This window comes from Amycolatopsis thailandensis (assembly GCF_002234405.1).
Lineage (GTDB): Bacteria > Actinomycetota > Actinomycetes > Mycobacteriales > Pseudonocardiaceae > Amycolatopsis > Amycolatopsis thailandensis.
The window spans coordinates 19,585-32,499 of record NZ_NMQT01000134.1 but is presented as its reverse complement, the minus strand read 5'-3'; the positions used below and the strand labels follow the sequence as shown (position 1 = coordinate 32,499).

The window sequence follows — 12,915 nt, the reverse complement described above, 5'->3', positions numbered from 1 at the left end:
GGCTCTCAGGCGCCCGGACCCCGCGCCGCCCACTTTCTTCCTCGAACCGGCTTTCGGCCGGTTCTTTGTCATACTTCCGCATGCCGGCTTCGCGTGATCGAAAGCGGAACTCGCGTGATCGAGGCCGGATCTCGCGTGATTGAAGGCGGAACTCACGAAAGCCGGTAGGCGCGCCGCGCGGTGCCGTCGAAGAACTCCAGCCGCTCGGCGTCGGTCAACGAGCCCGTCAGCGAGAACGCCGTGTCCACGACGACCTCGTACGCGGCCGCGAGTTCACAGACCGGCCAGTCGGAGCCGAACATCAGCCGCGAAGCCCCGAAGGACTCCAGCACGTGCTCGGCCCAGCGCGCCAGCTGCCCGACCTTCCACCGCGCCCAGTCCGCTTCGGTCACCAGGCCCGAAAGCTTGCAGTACACGTTGTCCAGCTCGCCCAACGCCGCGACACCGTCCGCCCACGGCTGCCACTGGCCCGAGGAGATGGGCGGCTTCGCGGCGTGGTCGAGTACGAAAACCTGATCCGGCAACGCTTTCGCGGCGGCGAGGGCCGCGGGGAGCTGAGGCGGCTTCACCAGCAGGTCGTAGGCCAGCCCGGCCTCGCCGAGCGCGGCGAGACCGCGCAGGACGTCGGGCCGCGTCAGCCACGACGGGTCCGGCTCGTTCTCCACCTGATGCCGGATTCCCACCAGCGGACCGGAAAACGCGGCCACCCGCTCGGCGACGTCCGGGGCGGTGAGGTCGGTCCAGCCGACGACACCGGCGATCAGTGGCTCGGCGACGGCGACGGAGAGGAACTCGCGCGTCTCCTCCTCCGACGAGACCGTCTGCACCAGCACGGTCCCCTTCACCCCGGCCGCCTCGGTCACCGCGCGGAGATCGTCCACTGTGTACGGACGGCGGACCGGGTCCAGCGCCGTGCCCGTCATCCACGGGTAGTCCCGCCGTGAGGGATCCCAAAGATGGTGATGCGCGTCGATCACGGCCGGTCCTCTCGTAGCACGGTGTCCTCACGCAACAGTCCCGCACGGATCAGGTCCGTCCACAACTCGCGCGGCACCGGACGGCGGAACCGTTCGGCGTTGAGCCGGACCTGGCCGGGATCGTGCGCGCCGACGACGACGGACACCACCGCCGGATGCGCGGCGGGCAACCCCAGAGCGGCCTGCGGGAGCTCGACACCGTGCCGCTCGCAGACCTCGGCGATCCGCCGCGCCCGCTCGACCAGTTCGGCGGGTGCCTCGGCGTAGTCGTACATCGTGCCCGGCGACGAGGTGGCGAGGATCCCGGCGTTGAACGCGCCCCCTGCCACCACGTCCACGCCGCGTTCCGCGCACAGCGGGAGAAGATCGTCGAGCGCGGGCTGGTTCAGCAAGGTGTACCGGCCCGCCAGCAGGATCACGTCGAGATCGAACCGGCGGACGAACTCCGTGAGCATCGGCGCCTGGTTCATCCCGGCCCCGATGGCGTCGACGACGCCCTGCTCCCGCAGTTCGAGCAGCGCGGGGAACGCGCCGCCGACGGTGTCCTCGAAATGCTCGTCCGGGTCGTGCACGTAGACGACGTCCACGCGGTCGAGCCCGAGGCGTTCCAGACTGTCCTCAAGCGACCGGAGGATCCCGTCGCGGCTGAAGTCCCAGCGTCTCTTGTACGCCGCCGGCACGACGAAACCCTGCGAATCCGTGCGCGAAGCGCCACCGGGATCGGGTTCCAGCACGCGGCCGACCTTGGTCGACACCACGAAATCCGCGCGGGGATACGACGAAAGCGCCGCGCCCAGCCGTCGTTCCGAAAGCCCGAGACCGTAGTGCGGGGCCGTGTCGAAGTAGCGGATCCCTTCGTCCCACGCCTGCCGGACGGTCGCTTCGGCCGTCTCGTCGGTGATGGCGTGGTACAGGTTGCCCAGCTGCGCGCAGCCGAGCCCCAATGGGGACAGGGACATCTTCACGGAAGCTCCCAAACCAGGCCGAGGCCCGAATCGCCGCCCGAGTAGTCGTCTTCGACGTCGAGCAGTTCCGACATCCGTGCCTGCCACGGGATGTTGGCCGGATGGTCGCGCAGGACCGCGCGCATCTTCGCGTAGTCCTCCACTTCGACGACGTGGAACAGGTCGAGCCCGTCCCGCCAGATCCGCCACGAACGCACGCCCGCGCCACGCAGGGCTTCGTCCAGGTCAGACGGGATCACGGCGTGGACCGACTCGTATTCGGCCTCCTTGCCCGGCTTCAGCCGGGTGTGGAGTGCCACTCTTTGTAGTGCGACACCGTGGGTCACCGCGCCTCCTCAACTCGAAACATGGCACTCTGTCGACTGACACTCAAACATCCGAGGTCTTCGGGGAGGGCGGTGGAACATGCCGGTCACCGATGTCGCGATCGACAAGATCAAGGACATGATCATCTCCGGCGAGCTTGCTCCGGGCGACAGGCTGCCGAAAGAGGCCGAACTGGCCCAGCGGCTCGGCCTGTCCCGCAGTTCGCTGCGCGAAGCGGTGAAGGCGCTGTGCCTGATCCGCGTGCTCGACGTCCGCCAGGGCGACGGAACGTACGTCACCAGCCTCGAACCGAATCTCCTCCTCGACGCGATGACGTTCGTGGTGGACTTCCACCGCGACGACACCGTGCTCGACTTCCTCGCCGTCCGCCGGATCCTCGAACCGGCGGCGACGGCGATGGCCGCGATGCACATGAGCGACGAGGACATCGCGGAACTAGGCCGCCTGCTCGACGAGCTGGCCGATTCGCCGACGGTGGAGGCACTGGTCGCCAACGACCTGCAATTCCACCGCAAGATCGCCGACGGTTCCGGCAATCCGGTGCTGTGCTCGCTGCTGGACAGCCTGTCCGGCCCCACCGCGCGCGCCCGCATCTGGCGCGGGCTCACCCAGGAGGGCGCTGTCGCCAAGACTCGCGAGCAGCACACGGCCATCTACGAAGCCATCGCCGCCCGCGAACCCGAACTCGCGCGTTCTTGGGCCACCGTGCACGTCGCGGGGGTGGAGCAATGGCTCCGCAACGCTTTGGGCACGGCGGACGATCCCACCGCGGCCGCCGAACTTTCCTGACACCGCACTCTCCATCTGTCCTCGAAACGCCTTCCGGCCGTGCAATGAAGGGGCCTTTCATCGCAAAATTTGCAATGAAAGGCCCCTTCATTGCAGTCCTGGCGCCTACGTCTGGGCTTTCCCGCTCGCGTAGCGGGAGATGATCAACGCGACCAGGATGATCACGCCGTAGATCGCCTTCAGCCACTCGGGCGGCACCTGCGCGACCTGCAGCAGGTTGGTGACCGTCTGCAGGAGCAGCACCCCGGTGAGCGCCCCGACCAGCGTGCCCTTCCCACCGTCCAGTGAGACACCGCCGATCACCGCAGCGGCGAACACCTGAAGGATGAGCCCGTCGCCCTGATCCGCGCCGAGCGCGCCGACGTAACCCGTGTACGCGAGCCCGCCGAGCGCGGCCAGCACCCCGGCCACGACGAAGACGCCCCACGAGATCCGGTCGACGCGGATACCGGCGGCCCGCGCGGCTTCCCGATTGCCGCCGATGGCGTACAGCGCTCGGCCGATCCGGTGATACCGCAGCCCCAGCCCGAAAGCGGTGAACAGCGCCGCGGCCAGCCACACCGACATCGGCAGCCCGATGAACGTCGTCGTCGCCAGCGCGGTGAACACGTCCAGCTGGTCGAACAGCGTCTTCCCCTGGGTCGACCCGATCTGCGTGCCGCGCAGCACGGTCAGCATCGCCAGCGTGACGATGAAGGCGTTCAGCTTCAGTTTGATGATCAGGAACCCGTTCACGAAACCGATCGCGGCGCCGGCCACCAGCACCGCGAGGACGCCCGCGAAACCGGGGATCTCGGTACCGAAGCCCGAGGACGCCACCGGGATGACCAGCATCGCGCCGAGCGCGGGCGCCATGCCCATGGTGGATTCCAGCGAGAGGTCGAACTTCCCGGTGAGCAGGACGAGCGATTCGCCCAGCACCACCATCGACAGCGCCGCCGAGGCGGACAGGATCCCGACGATGCTGCCGAAGGTCAGGAACGTGTCACTGATCAATCCTCCGATGATCAGCACCACGACGAGCGCGGGCACGAGCGCGAGTTCGCGCAGCCAGCGGAACTTCCGGCGGCGCGGCGGGGCCGCGAACGACGAAGTCTTCGGGTCGGTCATCAACTCGGTCACCGTTCGACTCCTTCGATGTCGGCCACGAGGTCGCCGTCGGACCAGCCCGCGCGGTGTTCGGCGACCACGGCGCCCGCCCGCAGCACCAGCACCCGGTCGCTGAGGCGGAGATCGTCCAGTTCGTCGCTGACGATCAGCACCGCCTTGCCTTCCGCCCGCACCCGGTCGACGACCGCGAGCAGCGCCTCCTTCGATTTCACGTCCACGCCCGCGGTCGGGTTGATCAGCACGACCAGGCGCGGATCCCCGGCCAGCGCGCGGGCCAGGACGACCTTCTGCTGGTTGCCTCCGGAAAGGTCGGAAACCGGCTGATCGGCGTCGGCCGCGACGATGTCGTAGTCCCGCAAAGCCTTCGTCGCTTTCGAATACCGCGTGCCCGGTGACGCGAGGCCGCCCTTGCCCAAGCGGTCCAAAATGGACAGTGTGGCGTTGTCGGCGATGGAGTGCTCCAGTACCAGACCTTCATGGTGCCGATCCCTCGGGACACAGCCGATCCCGGCGCGGATCGCGGCCGGGATGTCACCCGGCTTCAGCGGCTTCCCGTCGACCCGGACGGTGCCGGAGACCGGCGAACGCAGGCCGTACACGGTTTCGGCGACCTGGTGCTTGCCGCTGGCGTTGCTGCCCGCGAGCCCGATCACCTCACCGCGATGGATCCGGAACGTCACGTCCTCGAAGCCGTCGCCGGTAAGCCCGTCGACGGTCAGCACCTCGCCGGCGTCCGGCGCCAGCGCCTCACGCGCCGAGGCGTCGCGGACGGAAAGCCCGCCCTGCTCGCCGGTCATCGCGTCGATCAGCCCGGCGCGGCCGACCTCCGAGACCGGCGCTGTCAGGATGTGCTTGGCGTCGCGCAACACGGTGACCGCCTGGCACACCTCGTACACCTCGTGGAGGTGATGCGAGATGAACAGGAACGTCACCCCGTTCGCCTGCATCTGGCGCATCCGCTCGAAAAGCCGCTCGATCGCCTGGCTGTCCAGTTGCGCGGTCGGTTCGTCGAGCACGATGAACCGCGCGCCGTACGACAGTGCCCTGGCGATCTCGACGAACTGCCGGTCCTCGACCGAAAGCTCGCCCGCCGGGGTGTCGACGTCGACACCGACGTCCCAGGAGTCGAGCAGTTCCCTGGCCTGGCGGCGCAACCGCTGCCAGCCGATCGCGAAGCCTTTGCCGGATTGGCGATTGAGGAACAGGTTCTCCGCGACGGTCAGCTGCGGGACGACCATCGCGTGCTGGTAGACACAGGCGACCGCGCGTTTCCAGTCGTCCTGTCTGGACAAGGGCGGCGCCGGGACACCGCCGAACTCGACGGATCCGGTGTCCGTTTTGGACAGTCCGGTGAGAATCGAGACCAGCGTCGACTTCCCGGCCCCGTTACGCCCGACGAGCGCGTGCGACTCGCCGGGGTGGACGGTGAGACTGACGTCGGACAGCGCCACGGTCGGGCCGTAGCGTTTGCCGACGCCCTGTGCGCTGACCACCGGCACGGCGGCGGACCCGGCGGGCAGCGCGCTCACAGGTTGTTCCCCCAGAGAGCCTTGTCGTCCACGTTCTCCTTGGTGACGACGGGCGCGGGAAGCTGGTCCTCCAGGATTCCCGGCCGGACCTCGACGATCGTGCTGCCGTGGTCGGTCGGCCCTGCTTTGAAGGTCTCCCCCGCCATCGCCTTCTTGATCCAGTACATGCCGTACTTGGCGTAGTCGTCGGCGGGCTGGGAGACGGTCGCGTCGAGTTCGCCCGCGCGGATCGCGGCTAGTTCCTGCGGGATGCCGTCGTTGCTGACCAGCACGACGTGTTTCGGGTCGCCGACCGGGAAGTAGAGGTTCTTGCGTTTGAGCGCCTGCTGCGTCGGCGCCAGGTAGACGCCGCCCGCCTGCATGTACACGGCCTTGATGTCCGGGTTGGCGGTCAGCAGACTGTCCAAACCGGACGAGGCCTTGTCCGCCTTCCACTCGGCGGCGACCTCCAGCACCTGCACACCGGGGAACTTCGTCTTCATGCAGTCCCGGAACGCTTCGGAGCGGTCGCGGCCGTTGACCGAGGCGAGATCGCCCATGACCTGCACGACCTTGCCCGACGTGACCTTCGCGCCGATCGCCTCGCAGGCCTTGGTGCCGTACGCCTTGTTGTCCGCGCGCACCACCATCGCGACCTTGCCGCTCTCGGGCGCGACGTCGACGGCCACGACCGGGACGCCCTTGTTCTCCGCGGCTTTGAGGCCCGCCACGACGGCGGCGGAGTCGAGAGGCGTCACGACGAGCCCCTTGACGCCCTGGTTCAGCAAGGTGTTGACGTCGGTGATCTGCTTCGCCGAGTCGCTGTCGGCGTTGACCGTCGGCAGCGACTCGACGCCCTGTTCCTTCGCCTTCAGCGGTACGTAGTTGTTGTAGGCCTGCCAGAACGGCGAGGTCAGCAACGGGATCGTCGCGCCGACCTTGCCGCCACCGCCGGCACCCGGCTTCGGCGCGTTGTCCTTCGTGGATCCACAGGCCGACAGGGCCAGCCCGAGCGCGGTGGCCGCGGCGGCCACCTTGATCACCCTCGTACGCACCGCATCCTCCTTGATGACAGCCGGAACCTAGTGCTGGACCGGGCCGCGCGGACGCAGCCCGTACATACCTCCGTCGACAGCGAGCGCCGTGCCGGTGGTCGAAGCCGACAGCGGACTGGCGAGGTACACGATCGCGTTGGCCACCTCGGCCGCGGTCACCAGCCGTCCCATCGGCTGACGGGCGGCCAGCGCGGCCCGTTCGGCCTCCGGGTCGCCGGCGGAGTCGAGGAGCCTGCCGACCCACGGGGTGTCCGCGGTGCCGGGGCAGACGCAGTTGACCCGGATCCGGTCGGCGAGGTGGTCGGTCGCCATCGCCAGGGTCAGCGAGAGCACCGCGCCCTTGCTGGCCGAGTACAGCGCGCGGTTGGGCAGGCCCGCCCACGCGGCGATCGAACAGGTGTTGACGATCGCGGCCGACGGCGAGTTCTTCAGATGCGGCAACGCCGCCCGCGCGAGCCTCACCATGCCGACGACGTTGATGTCCAGCACCCGGTGCCATTCGTCGTCACTGTTGGAGGTGACGTCGCCTTGCGCGCCGATCCCCGCGTTGTTGACCAGGACGTCGAGCCTGCCGAAGCGTTCGGCGACCGCGTCGATCGCCGCGCGGACCTCGTCGTCGGAACCGACGTCGCAGCGGAACCCGGTGAGGCCTTCGGGAAGGTCGTCCGGTTTCAGGTCGAGGACCGCGACCGTCGCCCCGCGCGCGGCCAGCAGGTCCGCGGTGGCCCGGCCGATCCCGGAGGCGCCGCCGGTGACGGCCGCCACGAGGCCTTCGAAATCACTCACTGTCGATCTCCGTCCATTCCGGACCGTCGGGGAAGGTGAAGCGGCGCAGGGTCGCGTCGTGCATCCGGGCCGAGAAGCCCGGCGCGGAAGGCGCCAGGTAGCGGCCGCCGGTCACGACCGCCGGGTCGGTGAAGTGCTCGTGGAGGTGGTCGACCCATTCGATGGAGCGGTCGGCGTCGGAACCGGACACGGCCGCGAAGTCGAACATCGACAGGTGACGCACGAGCTCGCACAGCCCGACCCCACCGGCGTGCGGGCACACCGGGACGTCGAATTTGGCCGCCAGCAACAGGATCGCGAGGTTCTCGTTGAACCCGCCGACCCGGGCGGCGTCCAGCTGCAACACCGAGATCGCGCCGGCTTGCAGCAACTGCTTGAACACCACGCGGTTCTGGACGTGCTCACCGGTGGCGACGCGGATCGGGGCGAGCGCCTTGGCGATCGCGGCGTGCCCGAGCACGTCGTCCGGCGAGGTGGGTTCCTCGATCCAGTACGGGTCGTAGGGCGCCAGCTCGGTCATCCAGGCGATCGCCGACGAGACATCCCAGCGCTGGTTCGCGTCGACGGCGACCCGGATGTCCGCGCCGACGGTCTCCCGGGCGATCTTCATCCGGCGGACGTCGTCCTCCAGATCGCCGCCGACCTTGAGCTTGATCATTTCGAAGCCGTCCGCGACCGCCTGTTCGGCGAGCCGGGCGAGTTTCGCGTCCGAGTACCCGAGCCAGCCGGGGGAAGTGCTGTACGCGCGGTATCCGTCGCGCTCGATCTTGGCGATCCGCTCGGCGCGGCCGGGCTCGGCGGCGCGGAGGATGTCGAGCGCCTCCTGCTCGGTCAGTGCGTCGGACAGGTAGCGGAAGTCGACGAGGGACACCAGTTCCTCGGGCGACATCCCGGCGGCGAACCGCCAGACGGGGAGCCCGGCGATACGCGCGGCGAGGTCCCACGCGGCGTTGACCACCGCGCCGATCGCCATGTGCGCGACGCCCTTTTCCGGGCCCAGCCACCGCAGTTGCGAGTCACCGACCAGGGCCCTCGACAGCGCCCCGAGCGCCGCCGCGTCGGTCGGCACGTCCAGGCCGACGACGTGCGGCTCCAGCGCGCGGATCGCCGCGGCCTGGACGTCGTTGCCGCGGCCGATGGTGAAGGCGAGTCCGTAGCCGTCCGGGCCGCCGTCGGTGTGCAGCACGACGTACGCGGCCGAGTAGTCCGGGTCCGGGTTCATGGCGTCCGAACCGTCCAGCTCCCGCGAGGTGGGGAAGCGGACGTCGAGCACCTCCATGCCCACGATCTTCGCCATCACGCCTGCCTGACGTTCTGGCGCTGGCGGCCGAGGCCGTCGATCTCGAGCTCGATGACGTCACCTTCCCGCAGATACGGCTTGGGATCGGGCTGACCGAGCGCGACGCCCTGCGGGGTACCGGTGTTGATGAGATCGCCAGGGCGAAGCACCATGAACCGACTCAGATAATGCACGATCTCGGCGACCGTGAAAATCATGTCCTTGGTCGACGAGTCCTGCTTCTTCTCGCCGTTGACCCACAGCCGCAGGCCGAGGTCCTGCGGGTCGGGCACCTCGTCGGCGGTGACCAGCCACGGGCCGAGCGGGTTGAAGTTCTCGCACGACTTGCCCTTGTCCCAGGTGCCGCCGCGTTCGAGCTGGAACTCGCGCTCGGACACGTCGTTCGAGACCGTGTACCCGGCGACGCACTCGAGGGCTTCTTCGACGCTTTCGAGGTAGCGCGCGGTCTTGCCGATGACGACGCCGAGCTCGACCTCCCAGTCGGTCTTGGTCGAGCCACGCGGCACCAGCACGTCGTCTTCGGGGCCGACGACGACGTCGGGGGCCTTCATGAAGACGACCGGCTCGGTCGGGACCTCGGCGCCGGACTCCTCGGCGTGCTGCCGGTAGTTGAGGCCGATACAGACGACCTTGCCCGGCCGCGCGATCGGCGCGGCGGCCCTGGCACCCGCGAATTCGGGACCGGCTTCGGGCAGCTCACCGGCGGCCAGCGCGGCCGCGACCCTGGCGACACCGTCGCTCGCGAAGAAGCTGCCATCGATGTCGGAGGTCAGGCCGGAGAGGTCGCGCACCGTGCCATCCCCGGCACGTACGAACGGACGCTCACTTCCCGGCTCCCCGAGACGCAACAGCTGCACGGATTTTCCCTTCCGGCCGAACCGTCAACAATCAACGGCTCCAACAGCAACGAACAGACATCCGATGTATACCCGACGACCTTCGGCGAGATCTAGGGGTCACCGGGATTTGTGCCGAAAATTGATCGGATCAGTCTTGCGAAGTCCGGGTGGCAAGACTCACAGTGGGAATAGTTACCTACTCTAAGCAAGTTGTTCCTCGCGGAACCATGACTGGGGAAGGAACGAGCATGACCATCGCGCCCGAGCGAGTGGAAGAAACCGTCGCGCCACGACCGAGTACCACCGGCCGTGCCCGGTTCGTCCTGATCCTCGGCGGCCTGTCCGCCTTCGGGCCCCTGTCCATCGACATGTACCTGCCCGCGCTGCCGCAGATGGCGGGCGAACTGCGCGCGGCGGACGCCACCGTCCAGCTCACGCTGAGCGCGTTCATCATCGGGCTCGCCATCGGCCAGCTGATCCTCGGACCGCTGTCCGACGCGATCGGCCGCCGCAAACCGCTAGTGGCCGGGCTCGCGCTCTACATGGTCGGCTCGATCCTGTGCGCCATCGCCCCGACCGCCGAACTGCTCATCGCCGCCCGCGGTGTCCAGGCGTTCGGCGCCGCGGCGGGCATCGTGATCGCCAGGGCGACCGTGCGGGATCTCTACTCCGGCACCGCGATGACGAAGTTCTTCTCGCTGCTGATGCTGGTCAACGGGCTCGCCCCGATCCTGGCGCCGATCGTCGGCGGCCAGATCCTGAACTGGACGTCGTGGCGCGGCGTGTTCGTCTGCCTGACCGTGTTCGGCGCGATCCTGCTCGCCGTCGTCTTCTTCCTGCTGCCGGAACCCCTGCCCGAGGAACGCCGCACGCCGGCGCGCTTCGGTTCGGTGCTGCGGAAGTACGGGAGCCTGCTCCGCGACCGCGCTTTCCTCGGCTACGCGCTGGCCTCCGGGCTCATGTTCGGCAGCCTGTTCGCCTACATCTCCGGCTCGTCCTTCGCGCTCCAGGGCGTTTACGGGCTCAGCCCGCAGGCGTACAGCCTGGTGTTCGGACTCAACGGCATCGGCATCGTGGCCGTCGGCCAGCTGAACGGGCGCATCGTCGGCCGGTTCCCGGAGCGGAAACTGCTGACCGTCGGCCTCGTCATCGCGGCGGTGGCCGGGTTCGGCGTGCTGGCCGCGACGGTGCTGGACCTCGGCCTGATCGGGCTGCTGATCCCGCTGTTCATCCTGGTGTCGAGCATCGGCATGGTGGCGCCGAACGCGAGTTCGCTGGCGCTGGCCGAGCAGGCCCGGTCCGCCGGTTCGGCGTCGGCACTGCTGGGGGTGCTCCAGTTCGTCGTCGGCGGGCTGGCGACGCCGCTGGTCGGACTGGGCGGTCCGGGGACCGCGGTCCCGATGGGGATCGTGATGGCGGCCTTCGGCGTTCTCGCCCTGCTGGCTTTCGGGACCATGACGCGGTCTTCCGGTGCTTCGGTTGCTTCGGCGTCCCTGGTGGCTCAGGAGGCCTGACCTCGCGCGTGTCATGAGGGGTCCCCATGGGACGAATTACGTCCCATGGGGACCCCTCATGACATCCGCCCGGAATATCAGGCGAGGGACTTCAGCTCAGCCGTCTTCAGCTGCTCAGCCGTCACCGTCGCGCGGCCCTCGACGAGGGCCTTCAGCGCGTCCCCGTCGTCCCACTGGTTGACGTTCATCGCGGCCGTCACCTGCCCGTCCCGCAGCCAGAACGCCGTGAAGTCCCGCGCCGCGAGGTCGCCGCGCACGACGAGCTCGTCGGTTTCGGGATCGGCGAGGCCGCGGTACTCGCAGCCGAGGTCGTACTGGTCCGAGAAGAAATACGGGCTCTTCAGGTACGGCTCGTTCTCGCCGAGCAGGTTCCCCGCGACGTGCTCGCCCTGCCACTTCGCGTTCGACCAATGCTCGACGCGGACGCGTTTCCCGTAGCGGGGGTGGAACTGCGCGGCGATGTCGCCGATCGCGTAGACGTCGGGCGCGGCCGTCCGCAGACCGGCGTCGGCGCAGACACCGCCGTCGTCGGACAGTTCCAGCCCGGCCGCGTGCGCGAGGTCGACCCGCGGGGCGGCGCCGACGGCCACCAGCACGACGTCCGCGGGAAGCTCGTCACCACTCTGAAGACGTACGCCGGTCACCCCGTCCGGGCCACCGGTGAACCCGGCGACCCCTTCGCCGAGCCGCCAGTTCACCCCGTGCGCCGTGTGAAGGTCCTTGAAGACGCCGGACACCTGCTCGCCCAGCACCGCGAGCAGCGGCGAACCCACCTGATCGACCACGGTCACCTCGGCGCCGTGTTCCCTCGCGGCCGCGGCGGCCTCGTTGCCGATCCAGCCCGCGCCGACGATCACCACCCGGGCGGCGTCCTTGAGCGCCGAACGCAGCGCGAGCGCGTCGTCGAGGGTGCGCAGGGTCCGCAGCCCGGGGAGGTCGCCGCCGGGCACCGGCAACGACCGCGGCCGCGAACCGGTCGCGAGCACGAGACGGTCGAAGCGGTGCTCGCCGTCCGCGTCGTCGTGCACGAGCCGCGAGCCGAGCTCGATCCTGGTCGCGGTGGCACCGCTCCGGAAAGCGATGTCCTTCTCGTCGTAGAAACCCGCGTCGTGCACCCAATCGGGTTCATCGGTGTTGCCCATCAGCAGCCCCTTGGACAAGGGCGGTAACTCGTACGGGCGGTGGGTGTCGGTACCGAGCAGCAGGATTTCCCCCGCGTAGCCACGTTCTCTCAGCGTCCCGGCGGCCGTCGCTCCCGCGAGGCCGGCACCGACGATGACGATCTTCCTGGGTTCGGACACAAAGACCTCCCGGGCAGGCGTTCCCTCGGACGCTACCCCGGTTCCCCCACGTCCGGCCTAGCGAAACCGGAAGTCGATCACGATCCGAAGGGCCGGTTAACCCATCAGTAGGAATGTGGGGTAACCGGCGTCACGGCCCCGAAACCGGCCCGTCCCAGCCTCGGACGAGAAAGGGAGACCATGGGATACGGGAGGATGAGGACGTTGGCACCGCGGGACGAATGGTCGGTCGGCTGCCGGGATCTCGCGGGCAGGCGGCGGGACGTGACGGTGTTCGTGAGCAGCGACAAGATCGTGCTCGTGGCTCCGCCCGGCGAGGCCGCCGTACTCGGGCCGCTGGACGTGGGCCGCCTGCGCGCCGCGCTCCGCGACGCCGTGGTCGCGGTGGCCGAGCATCCGGATCACAGTGAATGACAACTACCGTTCCTACTTCTGAGTAGGTAG

13 protein-coding genes are annotated in these 12,915 nt (G+C 68.9%); 3 read left to right on the top strand and 10 right to left on the bottom strand.

Annotated elements, in window-relative coordinates; all coding sequences use genetic code 11:
* Positions 1 to 152: 152 nt before the first annotated feature.
* The 3 genes from CFP71_RS34765 to CFP71_RS34755 are packed head-to-tail and all read right to left on the bottom strand — an operon-like array spanning position 153 to position 2,241.
* On the bottom strand, positions 153 to 977 hold the full coding sequence (locus tag CFP71_RS34765; protein ID WP_093938183.1) for an amidohydrolase family protein: 825 nt from the start codon (positions 975 to 977) through the stop codon (positions 153 to 155).
* On the bottom strand, positions 974 to 1,942 hold the full coding sequence (locus tag CFP71_RS34760) for an aldo/keto reductase (RefSeq protein WP_093938182.1): 969 nt from the start codon (positions 1,940 to 1,942) through the stop codon (positions 974 to 976). Before CFP71_RS34760 ends, CFP71_RS34765 begins: the two co-directional genes overlap by 4 nt.
* The gene (locus tag CFP71_RS34755) at positions 1,939 to 2,241 is read right to left on the bottom strand and encodes an L-rhamnose mutarotase (protein WP_093938181.1); all 303 of its coding nucleotides are present in this window, start codon (positions 2,239 to 2,241) and stop codon (positions 1,939 to 1,941) included. Before CFP71_RS34755 ends, CFP71_RS34760 begins: the two co-directional genes overlap by 4 nt.
* A 106-nt stretch (positions 2,242 to 2,347) precedes the next feature.
* Between CFP71_RS34755 and CFP71_RS34750 the strand changes: the two genes are divergently transcribed.
* Complete coding sequence (locus CFP71_RS34750; protein ID WP_093938180.1) at positions 2,348 to 3,058, top strand: FadR/GntR family transcriptional regulator; 711 nt, start codon at positions 2,348 to 2,350, stop codon at positions 3,056 to 3,058.
* A gap of 105 nt (positions 3,059 to 3,163) precedes the next feature.
* Here the strand turns inward: CFP71_RS34750 and CFP71_RS34745 are convergent, their stop codons facing one another.
* The 6 genes from CFP71_RS34745 to CFP71_RS34720 are packed head-to-tail and all read right to left on the bottom strand — an operon-like array spanning position 3,164 to position 9,674.
* Positions 3,164 to 4,180, bottom strand: a complete 1,017-nt coding sequence (locus CFP71_RS34745; protein ID WP_093938179.1) for an ABC transporter permease — start codon at positions 4,178 to 4,180, stop codon at positions 3,164 to 3,166.
* On the bottom strand, positions 4,177 to 5,697 hold the full coding sequence (locus CFP71_RS34740) for a sugar ABC transporter ATP-binding protein (RefSeq protein WP_093938178.1): 1,521 nt from the start codon (positions 5,695 to 5,697) through the stop codon (positions 4,177 to 4,179). The genes CFP71_RS34745 and CFP71_RS34740 overlap by 4 nt, the downstream gene beginning before the upstream one ends.
* Complete coding sequence (locus CFP71_RS34735; RefSeq protein ID WP_167406378.1) at positions 5,694 to 6,731, bottom strand: sugar ABC transporter substrate-binding protein; 1,038 nt, start codon at positions 6,729 to 6,731, stop codon at positions 5,694 to 5,696. The genes CFP71_RS34740 and CFP71_RS34735 overlap by 4 nt, the downstream gene beginning before the upstream one ends.
* A 27-nt stretch (positions 6,732 to 6,758) precedes the next feature.
* Positions 6,759 to 7,517 carry an SDR family NAD(P)-dependent oxidoreductase gene (locus CFP71_RS34730; RefSeq protein ID WP_093938176.1) on the bottom strand — a complete coding sequence of 253 codons (759 nt, stop codon included), beginning with the start codon at positions 7,515 to 7,517 and terminating at the stop codon, positions 6,759 to 6,761.
* Positions 7,510 to 8,814 carry an enolase C-terminal domain-like protein gene (locus CFP71_RS34725; RefSeq protein WP_093938258.1) on the bottom strand — a complete coding sequence of 435 codons (1,305 nt, stop codon included), beginning with the start codon at positions 8,812 to 8,814 and terminating at the stop codon, positions 7,510 to 7,512. Before CFP71_RS34725 ends, CFP71_RS34730 begins: the two co-directional genes overlap by 8 nt.
* Positions 8,814 to 9,674 (bottom strand): fumarylacetoacetate hydrolase family protein, encoded by an 861-nt coding sequence (locus tag CFP71_RS34720; protein ID WP_093938175.1) that lies wholly within the window; start codon positions 9,672 to 9,674, stop codon positions 8,814 to 8,816. Before CFP71_RS34720 ends, CFP71_RS34725 begins: the two co-directional genes overlap by 1 nt.
* Before the next feature lie 230 nt (positions 9,675 to 9,904).
* Here CFP71_RS34720 and CFP71_RS34715 point away from each other — a divergent pair, with 230 nt between their 5' ends.
* Complete coding sequence (locus CFP71_RS34715; protein ID WP_093938174.1) at positions 9,905 to 11,170, top strand: Bcr/CflA family multidrug efflux MFS transporter; 1,266 nt, start codon at positions 9,905 to 9,907, stop codon at positions 11,168 to 11,170.
* A 77-nt stretch (positions 11,171 to 11,247) separates the two neighbouring features.
* Here the strand turns inward: CFP71_RS34715 and CFP71_RS34710 are convergent, their stop codons facing one another.
* Positions 11,248 to 12,471 (bottom strand): NAD(P)/FAD-dependent oxidoreductase, encoded by a 1,224-nt coding sequence (locus tag CFP71_RS34710; RefSeq protein WP_093938173.1) that lies wholly within the window; start codon positions 12,469 to 12,471, stop codon positions 11,248 to 11,250.
* A gap of 195 nt (positions 12,472 to 12,666) precedes the next feature.
* Between CFP71_RS34710 and CFP71_RS34705 the strand changes: the two genes are divergently transcribed.
* Complete coding sequence (locus CFP71_RS34705; protein WP_039922712.1) at positions 12,667 to 12,885, top strand: hypothetical protein; 219 nt, start codon at positions 12,667 to 12,669, stop codon at positions 12,883 to 12,885.
* Positions 12,886 to 12,915: the final 30 nt, after the last annotated feature.